At 70.1% G+C, this 19,487-nt stretch carries 19 protein-coding genes and 1 pseudogene; 7 read left to right on the top strand and 13 right to left on the bottom strand.

Translation table 11 applies throughout. From position 1 onward, the window contains the following. Positions 1-109 precede the first annotated feature (109 nt). The 6 genes from ACZ46W_RS07595 to ACZ46W_RS07570 form a co-directional block, all read right to left on the bottom strand. A complete protein-coding gene (locus tag ACZ46W_RS07595) occupies positions 110-538 on the bottom strand; it encodes an ATP-binding protein (protein ID WP_468332960.1) in 429 nt (142 codons plus the stop codon). A 298-nt stretch (positions 539-836) separates the two neighbouring features. Then, entirely contained in the window at positions 837-1,250 is a 414-nt protein-coding gene (locus ACZ46W_RS07590) for a (deoxy)nucleoside triphosphate pyrophosphohydrolase (protein ID WP_468332956.1), read from the bottom strand. A 73-nt stretch (positions 1,251-1,323) separates the two neighbouring features. Then, positions 1,324-1,503, bottom strand: a complete 180-nt coding sequence (locus ACZ46W_RS07585; protein WP_468332953.1) for an SPOR domain-containing protein — start codon at positions 1,501-1,503, stop codon at positions 1,324-1,326. A 263-nt stretch (positions 1,504-1,766) separates the two neighbouring features. Then, the gene (locus ACZ46W_RS07580; RefSeq protein ID WP_468332950.1) at positions 1,767-2,519 is read right to left on the bottom strand and encodes a GntR family transcriptional regulator; all 753 of its coding nucleotides are present in this window, start codon (positions 2,517-2,519) and stop codon (positions 1,767-1,769) included. Positions 2,520-2,662: 143 nt separating this feature from the next. Continuing rightward, on the bottom strand, positions 2,663-3,808 hold the full coding sequence (locus ACZ46W_RS07575) for a DUF4190 domain-containing protein (protein ID WP_468332947.1): 1,146 nt from the start codon (positions 3,806-3,808) through the stop codon (positions 2,663-2,665). Positions 3,809-3,991: 183 nt separating this feature from the next. Continuing rightward, complete coding sequence (locus tag ACZ46W_RS07570; protein ID WP_468332944.1) at positions 3,992-5,569, bottom strand: S8 family peptidase; 1,578 nt, start codon at positions 5,567-5,569, stop codon at positions 3,992-3,994. Positions 5,570-5,770: 201 nt separating this feature from the next. Between ACZ46W_RS07570 and ACZ46W_RS07565 the strand changes: the two genes are divergently transcribed. Together ACZ46W_RS07565 and ACZ46W_RS07560 are read left to right on the top strand one after the other, a co-directional pair. After that, positions 5,771-6,865 carry a threonine synthase gene (locus ACZ46W_RS07565; RefSeq protein ID WP_468334685.1) on the top strand — a complete coding sequence of 365 codons (1,095 nt, stop codon included), beginning with the start codon at positions 5,771-5,773 and terminating at the stop codon, positions 6,863-6,865. A 109-nt stretch (positions 6,866-6,974) separates the two neighbouring features. Continuing rightward, positions 6,975-7,223 (top strand): SCO4226 family nickel-binding protein, encoded by a 249-nt coding sequence (locus ACZ46W_RS07560; RefSeq protein WP_468332941.1) that lies wholly within the window; start codon positions 6,975-6,977, stop codon positions 7,221-7,223. Positions 7,224-7,359: 136 nt separating this feature from the next. On the opposite strand, the gene ACZ46W_RS07555 is transcribed toward ACZ46W_RS07560, so the two are convergent. The 3 genes from ACZ46W_RS07555 to ACZ46W_RS07545 are packed head-to-tail and all read right to left on the bottom strand — an operon-like array spanning position 7,360 to position 11,221. Beyond that, positions 7,360-9,747, bottom strand: a complete 2,388-nt coding sequence (locus ACZ46W_RS07555) for a xanthine dehydrogenase family protein molybdopterin-binding subunit (RefSeq protein ID WP_468332938.1) — start codon at positions 9,745-9,747, stop codon at positions 7,360-7,362. A 2-nt stretch (positions 9,748-9,749) separates the two neighbouring features. Then, positions 9,750-10,325 carry a (2Fe-2S)-binding protein gene (locus ACZ46W_RS07550; protein WP_468332935.1) on the bottom strand — a complete coding sequence of 192 codons (576 nt, stop codon included), beginning with the start codon at positions 10,323-10,325 and terminating at the stop codon, positions 9,750-9,752. 2 nt (positions 10,326-10,327) lie between these two features. Further along, the gene (locus ACZ46W_RS07545) at positions 10,328-11,221 is read right to left on the bottom strand and encodes an FAD binding domain-containing protein (protein ID WP_468332932.1); all 894 of its coding nucleotides are present in this window, start codon (positions 11,219-11,221) and stop codon (positions 10,328-10,330) included. Positions 11,222-11,478: 257 nt separating this feature from the next. On the opposite strand from ACZ46W_RS07545, the gene ACZ46W_RS07540 reads away from it, so the two are divergent. Further along, entirely contained in the window at positions 11,479-13,122 is a 1,644-nt protein-coding gene (locus tag ACZ46W_RS07540; RefSeq protein ID WP_468332929.1) for a PucR family transcriptional regulator, read from the top strand. A gap of 271 nt (positions 13,123-13,393) precedes the next feature. Then, entirely contained in the window at positions 13,394-14,497 is a 1,104-nt protein-coding gene (locus tag ACZ46W_RS07535) for a trypsin-like serine peptidase (RefSeq protein WP_468332926.1), read from the top strand. A 60-nt stretch (positions 14,498-14,557) separates the two neighbouring features. On the opposite strand, the gene ACZ46W_RS07530 is transcribed toward ACZ46W_RS07535, so the two are convergent. Together ACZ46W_RS07530 and ACZ46W_RS07525 are read right to left on the bottom strand one after the other, a co-directional pair. Beyond that, entirely contained in the window at positions 14,558-14,860 is a 303-nt protein-coding gene (locus ACZ46W_RS07530; protein ID WP_468332923.1) for a hypothetical protein, read from the bottom strand. Positions 14,861-15,171: 311 nt separating this feature from the next. Next, on the bottom strand, positions 15,172-15,963 hold the full coding sequence (locus tag ACZ46W_RS07525) for a tyrosine-type recombinase/integrase (protein WP_468332920.1): 792 nt from the start codon (positions 15,961-15,963) through the stop codon (positions 15,172-15,174). A gap of 267 nt (positions 15,964-16,230) precedes the next feature. Here ACZ46W_RS07525 and ACZ46W_RS07520 point away from each other — a divergent pair, with 267 nt between their 5' ends. Together ACZ46W_RS07520 and ACZ46W_RS07515 are read left to right on the top strand one after the other, a co-directional pair. After that, positions 16,231-16,482 (top strand): hypothetical protein, encoded by a 252-nt coding sequence (locus ACZ46W_RS07520; RefSeq protein WP_468332917.1) that lies wholly within the window; start codon positions 16,231-16,233, stop codon positions 16,480-16,482. Next, positions 16,479-16,871, top strand: coding sequence for a PIN domain-containing protein (locus ACZ46W_RS07515; protein ID WP_468332914.1), 393 nt, complete (start codon positions 16,479-16,481; stop codon positions 16,869-16,871). The genes ACZ46W_RS07520 and ACZ46W_RS07515 overlap by 4 nt, the downstream gene beginning before the upstream one ends. 163 nt (positions 16,872-17,034) lie before the next feature. On the opposite strand, the pseudogene ACZ46W_RS07510 reads toward ACZ46W_RS07515, so the two are convergent. Continuing rightward, a pseudogene (locus tag ACZ46W_RS07510) lies at positions 17,035-17,759 on the bottom strand (IS5 family transposase); the annotation flags it as partial. Between the two features lie 224 nt (positions 17,760-17,983). Between ACZ46W_RS07510 and ACZ46W_RS07505 the strand changes: the two are divergent. Beyond that, positions 17,984-18,592 carry an SMI1/KNR4 family protein gene (locus tag ACZ46W_RS07505; RefSeq protein WP_468332911.1) on the top strand — a complete coding sequence of 203 codons (609 nt, stop codon included), beginning with the start codon at positions 17,984-17,986 and terminating at the stop codon, positions 18,590-18,592. Positions 18,593-18,757: 165 nt separating this feature from the next. Here the strand turns inward: ACZ46W_RS07505 and ACZ46W_RS07500 are convergent, their stop codons facing one another. Then, complete coding sequence (locus ACZ46W_RS07500; RefSeq protein ID WP_468332908.1) at positions 18,758-19,306, bottom strand: DUF4262 domain-containing protein; 549 nt, start codon at positions 19,304-19,306, stop codon at positions 18,758-18,760. Between the last annotated feature and the right edge of the window lie 181 nt (positions 19,307-19,487).

The raw sequence follows: 19,487 nt of genomic DNA, 5'->3' as shown, positions 1-19,487 counted from the left end.
CCCCGCAGTATTCAGCACTACGGCCCCCGGCGGCACGACGTTCACGATCACAGGGTGGTCTCGTTCGTTTTGAGCCGAGCCCGAAGGTGATCGTTGTCCCTTCACTCTTCTAACCAGGCAGGGCCAGCTCGAACCACACCGTCTTGCCCGACCTGCCCTTTCGAGTCCCCCAGCGGCGGGCGGAGCAAGCGACCAGTTGCAGCCCCCGTCCCCCTTCGTCGTCCGGTCCCGCGACCCGTTCCAGGGGCGGATCCGGAAGCGGATCGGAGACTTCGACGAGCAGCGCCGGATGCGCGGGAAAGGTCTCCCCGTCGGGGTTGAGCCGGATCAGCCGGACGCCGATGGGACCGGAGGCGTACCGCAGGGAATTGGTCACCAGCTCGCTCACCAGCAACACCGTCACATCGCCGATCGCCGTGTCGAGCCGCCATGCGCGCAGGGTGTCGCGGACCGCGTGGCGGGCGGCGCGTACGGCGTCGAGCTCCGCCGGAAAGGTCCACTCGGCGCAGTCGCCCTCGGTGTCGATCACGCCGACCACTTCCCAGACCCGGCAGCAGACCCACGTCCAGTTTCGGTGGGTTAATCAGCACATACCCGATATTTGGGGCGGGCTATCGCCGTGGTGGGCGCATCGTGGCACGAACGGCGTACACCGCGCCCCCGCACTCCTCCGATCACGGCCGGACGCCGGGCGGGGGCGGGACAGGTGCGGGGCGGGACGGAACGCCGGGGCCCGGCCGGACATCACGGGCCGGGGGCCATAAAGACCCCGGCCAGCCCGGCCGGACGCCGGGGCCCGCCGTGGCCTCGGGACGCCGGGCGGGGCGGACCCGGCGTCAGGGGGAGCCGGTGGCCGTTCCGGTGGGCAGGCGGCGCGCCACCTCGGCCACGGCGGGACGGTCCTGATCCAGCCAGTCGACAGTGTCCAGTTCGTGGCGGAACAGCCAGCGCAGCTCGTCGTGATCCTCCAACGGGCGCGGCTCACCGGACACCAGCCGGGCGGTCCACACCTGGAGTACGTAACCGGGCGCGAGCGGCCATTCGCCCGGGACCCGTTCACCCGGCTCCGTCTCCACGCCCAGCTCTTCGCGCAGCTCGCGCACGAGGCCCTGCTGCGCGGTCTCACCCGGCTCCAGCTTGCCGCCGGGCAGCTCCCAGCGCCCGGCGAGCTCGGGAGGGGCGCTACGGCGTGCGGCCAGCAGCCGCCCCTCGTCGAGGACGGCCCCGGCCACCACCACACGATCTGTCATGCGCCGGAGCGTAACGCGTGGCGGTCCGGCGCCCTCGTCCACGGTCAGCTCGCGGGCTGACCCTCGTCGACGGTCAGCTCGCGGGCTGACCCACGTGCTCCACCCAGTAGAGCTGCTGGTGCCCGCGCGTATCGAGACTGTCGGCGATCTTCTGCGCCTCGTCCCTGGTCGCGTACCTGCCCACCCGGTAGTGGTTGCCGTTGTCGTCCTGCCGGATCACCAGCCAGGGAAGGACCGCGCCGCTCTCACTCATCACGTCTCACCCTCCGCCGGCCTGCATGCTTCTAAGCGTCCCCACGAAACCGCACTCCGCATATGCCTGAGCTTACGCCTGACCTTTACGGAGCGGATACGTGTTTTCACAAAGAGGTACGCATCCGGCCAGCGAACCGGTGCGGCAAGGGGGCGCACCCGGCCGGGTGCGCCCCCTTGCGCGGGACCGCCTGGATCTGATTGCCCGTCAACACCGGCCGTGAGCGACCGGCCGTCGCGGACCGGCCGTCGACCGGCTCCGGGTCACCGGACCGGCAGGTGGTAGGCGATGCGGTAGCGGTCGGCCGGCACGACCACGTCGGCCGTCTCGACCGCCCGCCCCGACGCGTAGTACGTCCGCTCCACCACCATCACCACATGACCGGGCACGCCCCCGAGCGTCAGCAGCTCCTCCGCCAGCCCGGGCCGGGCGCCGACCTCCTCCACCACGTTGTCCACGACGATGTCGATCGCGGCCATCCGCTCGACGACCCCGCAGCCGCCCAGCGGCCCCTCCTCGGGGAGCATCACCGGCGTACGCCCGGTGACGGCGAGCGGCTCCCAGGAGGTGGAGAGCATCATCGGCTCCCCCGCGTCCCGGAAGACGTACCGCGTGCGCATCACCCGCTCGCCCGGCTCGATGCCGAGCCGCTCGGCGATCGCGGCGCTCGCCGGCTCCTGCTCGCTGCTGGACTCCCAGGTGCCGCGCGCCCCCTCGGCCGCCTGCTCCTGCCGGAAGGGGTTGGCGCCGCTCGTCAGCCCGTAGCCGGAGCGGGCGATCCGGCGGGGCACGGGCCGCTCGCGGACGTACGTCCCGGACCCCGACCGGCCCTCGACGAGCCCCTCGGCCATCAGCACCTTGCGGGCCTCCAGCGCGACGGTGTCGGAGACCCCGTACTCCTCCCGGATGCGGGCCTGTGAGGGCAGCCGGGTGTGGGGCGGGAGCGAGCCGTTCACGATCTTTTCCCGGAGATCGCTCGCAACGCGCAGATAGGCGGGCTGCTCACCGAAGGTCACTGGCCACTCCCATCAGGTTGACAGACAGCAACAGCCTGGCAACCGTAGGTTGCACGCCGCAAGCATGGGCCAGGGTTTCACCCGATGTGATGACCGCCGTTTGAGTACCAGGTCAAGGTGGGTAAGACCTCCGGACACACCACTCAGGAAGTGCCGCCGCCCTCCGTCGGCGGCGGCGTGACGCCCAGCTTCAGGGCGCCGCGCGCCTTCGCGCCCAGGTCGGCGGGCAGGCCGTCGTACGCGGGGTCGTAGTGCTCCCAGAAGGTGTCCGGGTCCGTGGCGGCGGCCATCTTCGCCCAGTGCTTCCGGGCCGACTCCAGCTCCTTCACCAGGTCCGCCACCGGCGCGTCCGCGGCCGCCGGCCACTGGTGCGCCTCCAGCTCGGCGATGGTCCCGCTCAGGGTCGACGACACCTTCCGGGCCCACGCGACATTGGCCTCCTGGTCCTCCTCGACGTCCGCCTCGGGCTCCTCCAGGAGGGCGGCGTCGATCCGGTTGACCGGCTTCAGGTAGGCGAGCTGGTGGGCGTCGAGGGTCGTCTCGTCACTGCGCACCGAGCCCGTGAGCTTGCCCTTCTCGGCGGCGAAGGCGCAGGTCACCGAGCGGTCGCCGATCGCCCAGCTCTCCTTGCTCGGCTGGTAGTAGTACATCCACGCGGTGTCCGGGACGGCCCAGGTATCCAGCGCGTACGCCGTGTTCAGCACGGCGCAGCGCTTCTCGGCGACCGGCTCGATCGGCTTGTCGCCGGGCCACTTGTCGAACTCGGTGAGCTTGAAGGTGCCGGTTATCTCACCGTCGTGCGGCTTGGCGCAGTCGACGATCGTGACGTTGGCGGTCTCCGCCTCGATGGCGCCGCCCGGGCTGTTGAAGCACTGCCCCTTGCGCAGGTCGAACGTCGAGCGGGTGCGCGACACCTCGTCCGCGGCGTCCCGCATGCCGTCGTAGACGTCGCGGAACGCCCCGGTGGTCAGTCCGGCCACCACCAGCAGCGTGCTGACGAGGGACAGGCACATGCCGGTGATCGCCAGGCCCTTGCCGCGCTCGCCCCGCTTCTTGATCCGCCCGAGCGCGATCCCGCCCAGGATCATGCCGAGCGGCGGCAGCAGGCAGACGATGCCGGTGACGAGGGCGGCGATGGCGAGCCCGTTGACGTTCGCCGAGGGCTGGGGCGCTCCGGGCGCGCCGTAGAACGGCGGGGGCACCGGGGGGTGCGGCTGCTGGGGCGGGGGCCAGCCCTGGGAGGGGCCCTGGGGGCTCCCCTGGGGCGATCCCTGGGAGGACGGTTCCACGGTTCTCGGTGCTCCTGTCGGGGGCGGGACGGATCGAAGTGCGCGCGCGGCTGGCGCATCGTACGCGGTCGGCGGCAGGAGGCGGAATGCGGGCGACGAATGGAGACAACACGGTCAATCACCACAAACAGAAGGGGCGGTCGCCATGACGGCGACCGCCCCTCCCTCACTCGTGCGAGCGCCTCAGAACTGGAGGGCCCAGGAGTCGATCTTGCCGGTGTCGTAGTTCGCGTTGTCGCTCACGCGCAGCTTCCACGTGCCGTTCGCGACCTCGGAGGAGGCGTTGACCGTGTACGTGGTGTTGATGTTGTCGGAACTGCCGCCCGTGCCGTAGCCCTTGAGCGTGTACGCCGTCCCGTCGGGTGCGATGAGCTGCACCTGGAGGTCACCGATGTACGTGTGAACGATATTCACGGGCACCTGGAGAGCTGACGGGGCGTTACCCGCGACACCGCTGACGGTGATCGGCGACTCGACGGTGGAGTTGTCGTTGATCGCGTAGTCGGCGGTGTTCTCGAAGCGCTTGCCGGGCGGCGGCGTGGTGCCGCCGTCACCCACGTACAGCAGGCGGTTCGGGGAGCCGGTGCCCGGGTTGCCCACCACGCCGCTGGTGGCGGCGGAGGTGAGGGCGGTGGCGACCTGTGCCGGGGTGGCCGTGCGGTTGTTCGCCAGGTAGAGGGCCGCGGCGCCCGCGACGTGCGGGGTCGCCATCGACGTACCGGAGATGGTGCTGGTGGCGGTGTCGCTGTTGTTCCACGCGGAGGTGATGGAGGAGCCGGGCGCGAACAGGTCCAGCACACTGCCGTAGTTGGAGAAGCTGGAGCGCGCGTCGGAACTGGTGGTCGAGCCGACCGTGATGGCCTCGGTGACGCGCGCCGGGGATGTGCTGGAGGCGTCGCGGTTGTCGTTGCCCGCCGCGATGGCGTAGGTGACGCCGGAAGCTATGGAGTTGCGTACGGCGGTGTCGAGGGCGGAGTCCGCGCCGCCGCCCAGACTCATGTTGGCCACCGCCGGCTTGACGGCGTTCCGGGTCACCCAGTCGATGCCGGCGACGACCTGCGCGGTGGTGCCGGAGCCGGAGTTGTTGAGCACGCGGACGCCGACGATCTTGGCCTTCTTGGCCACACCGTAGGAGGACCCGGCGACGGTGCCGGCGACGTGCGTACCGTGACCGTGGCCGTCCTGTGCCGTGTTGTCGTTGTCGACGGCGTCGTAGCCGTAGGAGGCCCGCCCGCCGAAGTCGCTGTGCGTGATGCGTACGCCGGTGTCGATGATGTACGCGGTGACGCCGTCACCCGCCGGCTCGGGGTAGGTGTAGCTCTGGTTGAGCGGCAGGGCGCGCTGGTCGATCCGGTCCAGGCCCCAGGACGGCGGCGACGGCTGGGTGCCGTTGATGCTGAAGACGCGGTTCTGCACGACGGAGTCGACGGCCGGGTCGGCGGCGAGCTTCTTGGCCTGGGCCTCGGAGAGCTGGACGGCGTAGCCGTTGAGGGCGGCGGTGTACGTCTTCTCGATCTTGGCGCCGTAGCGGGCGGCGACCGCCTTGCCCGCCTTGGACTCGGCGTCGGCGGCCGACTCGTCGAGGGTGACGATGTAGCTGCCCGCGATGGCGCCGGGGGCTCCGGCGTTCTCGATCACGCCTTCCGGGGCGGCCGCGGCCGCGGTGGCCGGGAGGGCGGAGAGGGTGCCGAGCGCGAGGGCGGCGACGACGGTGGCGCCGGCTGCGGCCAGTCTTCGCCGCGGGGTACGCATCACTGACATGTGAGGGGTCCTCCTCATTGGTGGTGCGTTGCTGTGGGGGTTTACGACAGGGGCATGACAAACAACACCGCCGGGTACGCGGCGTCGGGGAAACGCGCCTGTCGAGCGAAAGATTGACCGATCCATAGGAATCGCACAAGGGTCCTGACGCGCCGGTAACACCCGTGCCATACAACTGACATGCTGGCCGACATGAGGATCATGACGGCCTACGTATGCCCCCGCTGCGGCGCCCGGTCATCCGTATCGGCACTGACCTGGTGCTGTCCCGAATGCCGGGGCCCCTGGGACCTGGATTTCACCGCCGGTCCCGTGCCACGGGCATCCCTCGCCGCCCGGGTCGGTTCGCTGTGGCGGTACGAGGAGGCACTGCCGCTGTCCGACCCGTACTGCTCGCTCGGCGAGGGCCGCACCCCGCTCGTCCGCCTCACGGACACAGTCTCGGCCAAGCTCGACTTCCTGATGCCCACCCTGTCGTTCAAGGACCGCGGCGCCGTCATGCTCGCCGAGCTCGCCCGCCGCCTCGCGCCGCGCCGGGTGATCGCCGACAGCAGCGGCAACGCGGGCACGGCCGTCGCCGCGTACTGTGCCCGCGCGGGCCTGGACTGCACGGTGTACGTCCCCCAGGGCACGTCGCCCAAGAAGCTGGAGCAGATCCGCGCGCACGGGGCATGCCTCACGGTCGTCCTGGGTGACCGGGAGGACACGGCGCGGGCCGCCCGGCAGGCCGCCGACGAGCCGGGCACCTTCTATGCCTCGCACGTGTTCAACCCGTTCTTCCTGCACGGTACGAAGACGTACGTGTACGAACTGTGGGAGGACCTGGGCGGGCGGCTGCCCGACACGCTCGTCGTCCCCGTCGGCAACGGCACCCTCCTCCTGGGCGCCGCCCTCGCCACCGCCGAGCTGTACGCGCACGGCCTCATCCCGGCGCGCCCCGCCCTGGTGGCCGTGCAGGCGGAGGCGGTGGCGCCGCTGGCGGAGGCGTTCCGGGCGGGCGCCGACGACGTACCGGCCCCGGCCGCCATGGCCCCCACCCTCGCGGAGGGCATCGCCATCCCGTACCCCCCGCGCGCCCGTCAGATCCTCCGGGCGGTGCGCGACTCCGGCGGCACCTTCCTCACGGTGACGGAGGACCAGATCCGGGCCGCCCAGCTCGACTTGGCCGCTCGCGGGCTGTTCGTCGAGTCGACGGGCGTCGCCTGCTGGGCGGCGGTCACCGCCGCGCCGCCCGAGGGCGGCGTCGTGGTGCCGCTGTGCGGCGCGGGCGCGAAGACGGGCCTGGCCGCGACCTGAGCGCCGCCGGACGCCGCCTCGGAGCCCCCGCCGGTTCCCGCGCCGCCGGGCGCCCATGGGTGCAGCATGGAAGAGGGGCCCGAACCGAACAGCCGGAGGTGCGGAAGCCATGGGCACGTACATGGACGTCCACCGAGGAATGAAGGGCATCACGTCCGAGCAACTGCAAGAGGCCCATCAGGCGGACCTCGCCATAGAGAAGGAAGAAGGGGTCCACTTCGAGCGCGCCTGGGCCGACCCCCAGTCGGGCACGGTGTACTGCCTGTCCACGGGACCCTCGGCCGACGCCGTGCAGCGCATCCACGAGCGCACGGGCCACGCCGCCGACGAGATCCACGAGGTGCCGATCACTGTCTGATCATGGCCTGATCACGGCATGACGACGTGCTGTGACGGTGCGTCGTCGCCGTGTGCTCCGTACGCGGAAGGGGCCGGACTCACCGGAGCCCGGCCCCCACGACTTCAGGCGCGTGCCGGTCAGACCCGCGTCCCGGTCAGACCCCGGTGAGGTGCTCGGGGCGGACAGGCGTCTTGTTGAGCTCCAGACCGGTCGCGTTCCGGATCGCCGCGAGGACGGCCGGGGTGGACGACAGAGTCGGAGCCTCACCGATGCCGCGCACGCCGTACGGCGCGTTCGGGTCCGCCAGCTCCAGGTAGTCGACGGGGATGGTCGGGGTGTCGAGGATGGTGGGGATCAGGTAGTCCGTGAAGGAGGGGTTCTTCACCTTCGCGGTCTTGGGATCGACGATGATCTCCTCCATGACCGCCACGCCCAGGCCCTGGGTGGTGCCACCCTGGATCTGGCCGACGACGGACAGCGGGTTGAGGGCCTTGCCGACGTCCTGGGCGCAGGCCAGCTCGATGACCTTGACCAGACCCAGCTCGGTGTCCACCTCCACCACCGCGCGGTGCGCGGCGAAGGAGTACTGGACGTGGCCGTTGCCCTGGCCGGTGCGCAGGTCGAAGGCCTCGGTCGGGCGGTGCCGCCACTCGGCCTCGACCTCCACGGCCTCGTCGCCCAGGACGTCCACCAGGTCGGCGAGGACCTCGCCGCCGTCGGTGACGACCTTGCCGCCCTCCAGGATGAGCTCGGCCGTCGCCCACGCGGGGTGGTACGTACCGAACTTGCGCCGGCCGATCTCCAGCACCTTCTCGCGGACGAGCTCGCAGGAGTTCTTGATGGCGCCGCCCGTCATGTACGTCTGCCGGGCCGCGGAGGTCGAGCCGGCCGAGCCCACCTGGGTGTCGGCGGGGTGGATGGTGACCTGCTGCACGCCGAGCTCGGTCCGGGCGATCTGCGCGTGGATGGTGACACCGCCCTGGCCGACCTCCGCCGCGGCCGTGTGCACCGTGGCGACCGCCTCCCCGTTGATGACCTCGATGCGGACCTTGGCGGTGGAGTAGTCGTCGAAGCCCTCGGAGAAGCCGACGTTCTTGATGCCGACCGCGTAGCCGACACCGCGCACGACGCCCTCGCCGTGGGTGGTGTTGGACAGGCCGCCGGGCAGCGCGCGGACGTCGGCGCCCTCGGTGGTCTCCCACTGGCGCTCCGGCGGCAGCGGACGCGCCTTGACGCGGCGCAGCAGCTCGGCGACCGGGGCGGGCGAGTCGACCGGCTGGCCGGTCGGCATGAGCGTGCCCTGTTCCATGGCGTTGAGCCGGCGGAACTCGACCGGGTCCATGCCCAGCTTGGCGGCCAGCTTGTCCATCTGGGCCTCGTACGCGAAGCACGCCTGGACCGCGCCGAAGCCGCGCATGGCGCCGCAGGGCGGGTTGTTCGTGTAGAGGCCGACCGCCTCGATGTCGACGTCGTCGATGACGTACGGGCCGGCCGAGAGGGACGCGGCGTTGCCGACGACCGAGGCCGTGGACGAGGCGTAGGCGCCGCCGTCGAGCACGATCTTGCACTTCATGTGCGTGAGCTTGCCGTCCTTGGTGGCGCCGTGCTCGTAGTACAGCTTCGCCGGGTGGCGGTGGACGTGCCCGAAGAAGGACTCGTAGCGGTTGTAGACCATCTTCACCGGCTTGCCGGTGCGCAGCGCGAGCAGAGACGCGAGGATCTGCATCGAGATGTCCTCGCGGCCGCCGAAGGCGCCGCCGACGCCCGCCATCGTCATGCGGACCTTCTCCTCGGGCAGGCCGAGGACCGGGGCGATCTGGCGGAGGTCGGAGTGCAGCCACTGGGTGGCCACGTACAGGTCCACACCGCCGTCCTCGGCGGGTACCGCGAGGCCGGACTCGGGGCCGAGGAAGGCCTGGTCCTGCATGCCGAAGGTGTACTCGCCCTCGACGATCACATCGGCGCGCTTGCGGGCCTCCTCCACGTTGCCGCGGACGATCGGCTGGCGGTGCACGATGTTCGGGTGCGGCACGTGACCGGCGTGGTGGTCGTCCCGGCCCGGGTGCAGGATCGGCGCGTCGGGGGCGAGCGCGGAGGCCTCGTCGGTGACGAGGGGAAGGTCCCTGTACTCGACCTTGATCTTCGCGGCCGCGCGGCGGGCGGTCTCCGGGTGGTCGGCGGCGACCAGGGCGACCGGCTCACCGTGGTGGCGTACCCGGCCGTGGGCCAGGACCGGGGTGTCCTGGAACTCCATGCCGTAGTACTTCATCGGGGCCGGCAGGTCGTCGTACGTCATCACCGCGTAGACGCCGGCCTGGGCGAGGGCCTCGGAGGTGTCGATGGAGACGATCTCGGCGTGGGCGACGGTGGAGCGCAGGATCTGCCCCCACAGCATGTCCTCGTGCCACATGTCCGAGGAGTACGCGAACTCGCCGGTGACCTTCAGGGTGCCGTCGGGACGCAGCGTCGACTCACCGATGCCGCCCTTCGTCCGGGAGCGCTGGGTGACGTTGGTGGGGATACCCGTGGTGGTGCCAGCCATGTTCAGACCGCGCCTTCCTGAAGTCCTTGACGTTCGTGACGTTCCCGGCGCGCCGCGGCCAGGCGGACCGCGTCCAGGATCTTCTCGTAACCGGTGCAGCGGCAGAGGTTGCCGGAGAGCGCCTCGCGGATGTCCGCGTCGGACGGCTCGCCGTTGCGCTCGATGAGCTCGTCGGCGGCGACCAGGAGACCCGGGGTGCAGAAGCCGCACTGCACGGCGCCCGCGTCGATGAACGCCCGCTGGATGGGGCTCAGTTCGGCTCCGTCAGCGGTGCTGCCGCAGGCGGCCGTGCCGTTCTCGGTGCCGCGACCCCCGTACGCGGCACGCTGTTCGGCGTAGTCGGCCAGGCCCTCGACGGTGACGACCTCGCGGCCCTCGGCCTGCCCGGCGGCCACGAGGCACGAACACACCGGGACGCCGTCCAGGCGGACCGTGCAGGAGCCGCACTCGCCCTGCTCGCAGGCGTTCTTCGAGCCTGGCAGGCCCAGGCGCTCACGCAGCACGTAGAGGAGGGACTCACCCTCCCAGACGTCGTCGGCTTCCTGCGGACGTCCGTTGACCGTGAGATTCACGCGCATGGTTACGCGGCTCCTTCCGCGCCACGGCCCTTGCCGTCGCGGTACTGCTCCCAGGTCCAGCCGAGCGTGCGGCGGGCCATGATGCCGACGGCGTGGCGGCGGTAGCTCGCGGTGCCGCGAACGTCGTCGATCGGGTTGGCGGCACCGGAGCAGAGCTCCGCGAACCGCTTGGCCACCGACGGGGTGATGATCTTGCCGCTGTCCCAGAACCCGCCTTCTTCGAGCGCGGCGTTGAGGAACTCCTCCGCGGCCTTCGCCCGGATCGGGGTCGGGGCCGCCGAGCCGATGCCGGTCCGCACGGTCCGGGTCTCCGGGTGCAGCGCCAGACCGAAGGCGCACACCGCGATCACCATGGCGTTCCGCGTGCCCACCTTGGCGTACTGCTGCGGCCCGTCCGCCTTCTTGATGTGGACGGCCTTGATGAGCTCGTCAGCGGCCAGCGCGTTGCGCTTGACGCCGGTGTAGAACTCGTCGATCGGGATGAAGCGGGAGCCGCGCACGGACTCCACCTCCACCTCGGCACCCGCCGCCAGGAGGGCGGGGTGCGCGTCGCCGGCCGGGGACGCCGTGCCCAGGTTGCCGCCGACACCGCCGCGGTTGCGGATCTGCGGCGAGGCCACGGTGTGCGAGGCGAGCGCCAGGCCGGGCAGCTCGGCCCGGAGGTGCTCCATGATCCGGGTGTACGGGACGGAGGCGCCCAGCCGGATGTTCTCCTCGCCGATCTCCCACTCGCCGAGCAGCTCGATGCGGTTCAGGTCCAGCAGGTACTCGGGCCGCCGGTGGTCGAAGTTGATCTCGACCATGACATCGGTGCCACCCGCGATCGGTACTGCCGTGGGGTGCTCCGCCTTGGCGGCGAGCGCCTCCGCCCAGTCGGCGGGGCGAAGAAATTCCATGAGCGGCGCTCCTCGTTCGTGTCGGGTCGTTCGTGGGGAGTGGGAGTGCGTTCGTTTCGAGTCAGGGGCCTGCCCGAAGTCGCTGTCGGCCGCACGCGCAGAAGTAGACAGCGCGACCAAGGGGACGAGGCAGTCACCGATCGCTCGAAACCGGCTTGTCCGCCGCCTGTGGACGACCGTGCTTTCCCACCGCCTTACGCCGGTGAACTGCGACGATTCATGTTCCGCACGCGGTGCCGCGTGAGAGAGTGGCGATCATGCGGGTACGCGAACTCCTGGATGTCGACGAGCTGGGGCTGCTGCTGCTCGTGGGCCCGGACGCCGACGACAGCGTGCTGGATCGAGCCATACGCGCCGTCCCGACCATCGACCTGGCCGACCCCGGCCGCTTCCTCACCGGCGGCGAACTCGTCCTCACCGGGCTGGCCTGGTGGCGGGAGGACGGAGACGCCGAGTCCTTCGTACGCGTCCTCGACCGAGCGGGCGTCGCGGCCCTCGCCGCCGGTGAGGTCGAACACGGCCGCGTCCCGGACGACCTCGTACGCGCCTGCCGCCGCCACGGCCTCCCCCTCATCGCCGTACGGCCGGAGACCTCGTTCAGCGCGATCACCGACCACGTACTGCGCCGTCTTCACCGCCAGGACGTCGGCAGCCTCGCCGCCGTGGTCGAACGCCATCGGCAGCTCCTCAGCGACCAGGGCGGCCCGGACGCCGTCCTGGAACTCCTGCGGAACAGCCTCGGCCTCGACGTGCGCGTCCTGTCCGCGACGGGACGCCAGATCGCCGGGTCCCAACCCCCGCTGCGGACCAGGACGGCGGTGGCGCTGGCCGCGAGGTACCTCGCCGCGCGCCGCTCACGCGAGGCGGCTCCCCACCGGGTCACGATCGGCGACCGGCTCGACTCCCTCGTGCCGGTACGCGACGCCACGGCGGGGGACGCCGCCGAGTTGGGTGACTGGCTGCTCGTCGTGGAGGCCGACACGTCGGACCTGCCCGCGGCGGACGCGGAACTCCTCGACCGGATCGCCGAACTGGTCGCCGACGCGCGATCCGCCCACGAGGCGGGGAAGGCGGCGCTCAACGACCTTGCCCGCCGACTCCTCGACCTGCTCCACAGCCGCGTCCCGGCCGACGAGATCCCCATCCGGCTGAGCAGCACCGCGCAGGCCCTCGTCAGCGAGTGCTACACGTGGCAGCGCTGCCAGTTCGTGGTCGCCACGGGCGAGCGGCACGGCAGCGGCCCCATCCCCGCCCCGGCCCTGCGGGTACTGCTGGAGGAGGCCCTGGTCCAGCCGGACGGCCCGGTGCCGGTATCGCCGGACGACATCGCCGCCACCGTCGACGGCGACCGGGCCGTGCTCTTCGTACTCGTGCCCGAGCCCCAACCGACCCTCGACCACGCCGCCCTCCGGCAGAGGCTCGCCGCGGTACTCACGCGCTGGCTCGGCCCCGCGGACCGCGTCTCCATCGGCCTCAGCTCCCCCGTGGACGCCCCCGGCAACGCCCGCCGAGCACTCGACGACGCCCGCACCGCGCTGCGGGTCGCCGACGCCGGCCCGGACCGCGTGACCGTGCGCGGCCCCGACGACCTCACCTCGCACATCCTGTCGCTGCTCCCCCTCATCCCGGCCGCCACCCGGCACGCCTTCGCCGCCCGCCTCCTGGGCCCCCTGCGCGACCACGACATCCGCCACCGAACCGACCTGCTCCCCACCCTGGAGGCCTTCCTCGACTGCGACGCCTCCTGGACCAAGTGCGCCGCCCGCCTCCACCTCCACGTCAACTCCCTCCGCCACCGCATCACCCGCATCGAACACCTCACCGGCCGCGACCTGGCCCGCCTCGAAACCCGACTCGACTTCCTGGCGGCCCTGAGAGTCGGATCGGACGCAGGTCCTTGAACACGTCCGATCGCCCCGGCACGCCGCGCAGGGCGAAGCCTCCCCCCACTCCTCGGCCACTGGGGGCTGTCGGCACCCACGGTGTTCGCCCATGAGTTCGGACGCGTAGCCGTCGCACTGCGCGGCCACTGCCGGGAGCGCTACGAGACCGGCCGCAACCAGCTCTTGGACCACGAAGGTTTCCTCACTCGCGCTTCACCGGCCCTCCTCATCGCCGTGCTTCACTCTCAGCCCAAGATCAACTTCCCGACCGGACAGGCCGACAGTGAACATGCGCACGACCCGACGAGCGACCGCAGCCGCGCTGCTGTCCATAGCGCTCCTCCCCGCCACCCTCGCCTCCGCCAACGCCGCGCAGGCCGAAACGCCGTCCCCCAAGGCGAAGCTGACGATCGGCAAACAGACCACCGACCCGCAGGAGGTGCGGGACTACTGGACCGCCGAACGCGTCAACCGTGCCCTCGCCAACGAGGAGAGAGACCAGGCCGCCCTCAACAAGAAGGCCGCGGCCGCGACCGAGGCCCGTGACCGGAAGCCTGTCCGGCAGACCCTGCCCGCGCAGGCCATGCCCGCGGTTTCCAGCAAGACGCTCACGCCTCTCGCCACCACCTCGAGTGTGCCGGAGATGCCGTACGCCCAGCCGGTCCCGTTCCCGCAGTCCCAGCCCGCTGTCATGGTCGGGAAGATCCTGTTCCCCGCCAAGGACGGCACCACGCACGGCTGCACCGGATCGTCCATCGTCACCGCCAACAAGAACACCGTGTGGACCGCCGGCCACTGCATCCACCCCGGTGACGGGAGCGGCGCGGAGGGCTTCTACCAGAACGTCCTCTTCATCCCCGGCTACAAGAAGAACGCCCAGAGCGCCAAGGGCTATGACGCCCCGTGGGGCGAGTGGGCCGCCAACGCGAAGGTCGCGCCCACCGCGTGGACCGCGGACGGGGACATGTTCTGGGGCGACCTGGCGGCCTTCACGGTCACTCCCCCGACCGGCTACACGAACCTGACCGACGCCGTCGGCGCCTTCGGCTACAACTTCGGCTCGGGCCCCGACTGGTCGGACGTCATCGACTCCGGCTTCCCCGGTGACGGCTACCAGCGCACCGATATGGACGGTTACACGCAGTTCTACTGCACGGGCAACGCACAGGACGCCACCCCGTGGTTCCCCGTGGACGACCGGCTGAAGTTCGACTGCGACATGGGCCACGGCGCCTCGGGCGGCCCGATGGCCACCCCGGAGGGTCAGATCGTCGGCGCCAACTCGCACGGCGAGGACGACGGAGCAGGCAACATCACGGCACCGCTCCTGTACAGCTCGGCACACGCTGACAACGCGATCGACGTCATCAACAGGATCGGCACGCTCAACTAGCGGCACGGCACAAGGGAGGCGGGCACCAGCCGAACATGGCCGGTGCCCGCCTCCTTGACGTCAGTTGTCCGGGTTCTTGAAACCAGGATCGAGCGCCGGACCCGTCGGCGGCGGACCCGCGTTGGCCAGTTCCTGGCTCACGTACTCGGTCCGGATCTGGTCGGTCGACATCTTCTCCCAGCCCTCGGGAAGCTTCAGGCCGGCCTCAGCGAGCGACTTCTCCCACTTCGCGACCAAAGCCTGCCGTGTGCGAGGGATCTCATCAGCGGGCGGACTGTGACTGACCGTCACTCCCGACGACGGTTCGACCAGCCCGTATGCCGTCGCCGCGGTCCCCACGCCCAGCAGGAAGGCTGCTGCCATGGACAACCACGCCTTACGCCCCATCCCACTTCCCTCCTCCGTACCGATCCAGCCGTGACGAAGGAGCGTACCGGCATCGGCCGGCCGCCTTCCGAGCACGTCAGGTCACCTGGAAGCCGGCCACCGACCCCGCGGACCCTGTGCGACCGAAAAGGCCGCCCAACCCGCTCCACCGCAGGTCGGACGGCCTTTCGCCGGATGGGTCAGACGTTGAAGCGGAATATCCAACGCAGCGCTCCCACCTGCGGAAACGTTCCTTCAAGTGATCGTATCCAGCACGTATCCAGCACGGTAGGCGTTCATCCAGCACCTCAGGCCGCGGCGTCGTCCCCCGAGGGGTCCTCCGGCGGCGCCGGGCGCATGGCCTTCTGCATGATGTCACGGCAGCGGCCCCATGCCTCCGGGACGAGGTGACCGTAGATGTCCACCGTGGTCTTGATCGACTTGTGGCCGAGCCACCGGGAGACCTCGTGGATCGGCACACCGTTCGCAAGCGCAGCGGAGGCGAAGAAGTGGCGGAGGCTGTACGGGGTGTACTTCGCCGACCCGTCCGGGTGAACCAGGCCGGCCGACACACATGCCTTCGTGAAGTGGTAGCCGTAGGTGGAGGCGGTGGGCATCGCGCCCTTGCCGCGCCGGCGCGGGGCGAAGAAGACCTCCAGCCGACGTCGCTTGCCCCGCCGGCCGGGGAAGGTCACGGGCACCGGCTCCCACCGGGACAGGTGGGCGTCGATCTCCTGCTCGACGAACGGGGCGGCCGGGACGTCCCGGTACTCGCCCTCCGTCCGGTGCTTGAGCGGCACGAAGACCGTGTGGCACTCGCTGCGGTGAGCCTTGGCGCTGACCTGCCAGCGGACCCTGACGAAGCCAGACCGCCGGCACTCGACGGAGAAGGCCAGGACCTCGCTGGCGCGCTGGCCGGTACCCGACTGGAGGTAGACCGCGAGACGGTACTGCGGGGCGATGTGGGCCGCGATCAGATCGACTTCGCCCAGCGTGGGAATCTCGTCCTCGTCCGCCGCGCACGGAGCCGCCCGGGAGATCCGGACGCCGCGGGCGGGATTGTCCGGGATGAGTTTGCCAGCGACGGCCGCCTCCGGCATAGCGGCCACCATCACCATCCGGTCATTGACTGTGGAAACCGCCAAACCCCACGTGCATCGCCACCTCACGGCCGAGCAAGATATTCATCACCAATCCGCTCTTCTCAGCGAATGTGGCCCCAGCCTCCCCACAGCCCCGCAGGCCATCGAGTCGGCGAGGTCCTCCCGCTGGATGCGCTCACGCCCTCCGCGCTCGTCGGCACGTGATCCGCGCATCGGCGATCCAAGGCCATACCACGCTATGGTTGATGTATGGCTACTAAGAAGGTGACTATCACTCTCGACGAATCCCTGGTCGAAGCCCTGGCCGGAGCCGCCGAGGAAGAAGGCATCCCACTCTCCCGCCTCGTCGCCGGAGCAGCCGAACGCGAGCTGCGCCTGCGGGCCGGCCGGGCCGTCATCCAGGAGTGGCAGGCCGAACACGGCGCCTTCACCCCGGAAGAGCTCGCCGCCGCCCGCGCGGACCTGGCCGCCGCCGATGCCGAGTACCTCAGCAGCCCGGGAGCCTCGGCCGCGTGAACATCCCCTACCTGTACGACGCCGGCGTACTCATCGCCATCGACAACGACGACCGACGCATGTGGGCCCGCCACAGCTTGGCCCTCGAAGACAGCCGGGACATCCACGTCCCATCCGTCGCCGTCAGCCAGGCATGGCGGGATTCCCGCCGCCAGGGCAGACTCGGCAAGTTCCTCGCCGGGTGCCAGGTCGTACCTGTCGGCCTCGAAACCGCCAAAGCCGCAGGCATCCTCTGCGGCAAGGCCGGCACCTCCGACATCGTCGACGCCACCGTCGTGACCATGGCAGCCAGTCTCGGCGCCATCATCTGGACCTCGGACCCGGACGACGTCCGCACCCTCATCGACGCCCAGGACATCAAACCCGCCCCTGTCATCCGCACCGTCTAGCAACCGACGAGCTCCGGCTCAAGAACCGCCTCCAGGCCATCGAACGGGACACCGACGTGGCCTGAGCAAGTGGTGCACGTGACTTCGCACTCGGTGGTGCACTCAGACGAGTACGCGGACACCAGTAGACGCGGGAGGCGGAGGAAGCCGGGTGGTGCTCCTAGTCGCGGACCAGGCGCCGGTGCAGTAGCAGGATCCCGTCGGTCCGCTCGACCCTCCACCGCTTCGGCTGCGGAACGAACCCCGTCTCCTGCGGGTTGCGCTCGACGATCTCCACGTCGATGCCCAGGCCGGCTCCGTGCGTGACAACCTGGTTCTTGAAACCCTGGTCGACCAGTGCTCTCTCGACTGTGCCGCCGGCGTTCACGGCGACCTGGTCCAGCAGGGCGACGCCCGCGGCGTTGTCGTGGGCGTTTGCGGCCAGCACGATGACGACGATGACCAGCCCCCAGCACGTCGACGGCCAGGCCCCGCTTGCGGCCCGGCACCTTCTCGCCGGGTCCCGGCCGGTAGTGGAGGCGAGGACCCCGGCGGCCGCATGGCCACTCTGGGTGTCCAGGACCACCAGGGCCGACTCCTCTAATCGGCGGGCCCGTTCACGGACCTGGCAGCGTAGGAGTTCATTGATGACCTGGTCGGTTCCGTCGTCCCGCCAGGCGGCGAAGTAGTAGTAGGTCGCGCTCTTCGGCGGCAGATCGTGCGGCAGGTAGGCCACTGGCAGCCGGTCCGGCCCTGGTAGAGGATCGCATTCACGATCTCCCGCATCGCGTAGGCGCCCTGATGGCCGCCGACCGAGCGGTGCCGGTCCTTCCAGGCGGTGATCACCGGCTCGATCAGAGCCCACTGCTCGTCCGATAAGTCGCTGGGGTACGGCTTGCGTTCGCTCACATCATCACACGAGCAGACGAGCGGCTGCGGACCGGCGGATTCCGCCCCGCACCCACACCATCACGCGACGACAGAACCCGTCCAAGAGTCACGAACCACCCTCTGACAGCAGTGCAGATCCGTGCTCCGTCACAGGTCACCCCTATCTTGAGAAGCAATTCCTCCCAGGCGTGAACGTGGCCCGGGGTTCCTCGCTAGATACCACTGAAAGGCACCGAATCGTAATGAATGAGACAGTCCAAGCATGGGGCCGCGTCGTGGGGTGGCTTGAGGAACACGCCCCGGTCAACCACCGCGCTCTCAACGGGCCGGCGAGCGAGGAGGAGATCACCGCAGCCGAGGAGCAGCTCGGCGTGCGGCTCCCCGATCAGCTGCGCGCGTACCTGAAGGTCAACAACGGGACCGTGACCCAGCTGGATGACTCGAACGGGCTGACGGGGTCATGCCCGGAGGGTGAGTTTCTCTCCGGCTGCTGGGCGCTGCTGCCGCTGTCGACGATCGTGCGGCTCCATCACCAGATGATGCCGGGTCCGAACGAGGATGCCGCCTACTGGGAGCGGGAGTGGATTCCCTTCGCTGCCGAGCCCTATGAGTGCGGCGAGATGTACGGGTATTTCGTCGACGCGATTACCGGTTCTGTCGGGAGGTGGGGGGACTACGGTGAGAGAGACGCCCGCACCTATCCTTCTCTCCGGGATTTTTTCGATGACGAATTCCGGCACATAGGCAGGCTCGTGCACGAGGGAGGCCACTACGAGGTCAAGCCCATCAGCGAGCGTACCCCGGACGACCCGCCAGGCCGCGTCCTGAACGGTTCCATAGAATGGGATTAGAGAAAAGCGAACGCCCCCATGGGGCGCCATGGGTGCGTTCTCTGTCAGGTCGACATGGAGGACCGTCCGCGACGGCATCGACGTATCAGATCATCTCCGGGTAGTTGAGCAGCCCTGTACGGTCCGCGGCAGCCACGGTCTTCTCCATGTCGCGAGGTCTGTGGTTCACAGTTCCGCGGTCCATACGCCCTCGGGGTGGTCGCCCGGTGGCAGCCACAGCCGCGGCTGCGAATGCCAGTAACTCTCCTCGGCCTGTTCCTCCCAGTAGAAGCGGCCGCCCGCATCGGGCCACGCGACTTGCAGGAAGGGGAAAGGAGGCCGCCGGTAGAACCGGATCGCCCTCCCGAAGAACGTGCTGTACCACCGCAAGTCGATGGCCCTGAGCACCAATCGATGGCCCTCCACCACGCCCTGATGCTCTTGACCAGCCTCCAGTACCGCACCGCCAGCGCCCCGGCCTCCGACCGCGTTGAGAATGCGGTGCATGTCATGGACGTCGAGCCCGAACATGGAGAGCTCAGGAGCACCGTACGTGTGCGCCAGGCCGACGGTGTAGGCAAACCCGGGGCCGACCTCGTCCTCGGGAACCATCACGGCGTGCCAACCGTGCTGCTGCACGTCCTCGATGATCGTCAGGTCTACCCGGTCCGCTTCGTCGCGGTCGCCATAGTCGTGGCAGAGGACGCAGCGGCACTCGAATGAATCACGGGACATGCGCTGAGGCTACGGAGACCACCTGCAGGAAGTGCAGACAGGCCCCGCGAGCTCCCTACGCGGCGCTCTCGTCGATGAAGGCCATGAACGTGCCTGCCGCGCGCCTGCCAACTTCAGCAAGCCCCAGCTTGAGGGCGGCCTACCGCGCGTCCCCTTCGCACCCCCGCACCCCCTATTAACA

It is taken from the genome of Streptomyces sp. NPDC031064, assembly GCF_055570965.1.
The sequence above is the reverse complement of the archived record's forward strand: the minus strand, read 5'-3'. Positions and strand labels throughout refer to the sequence as shown.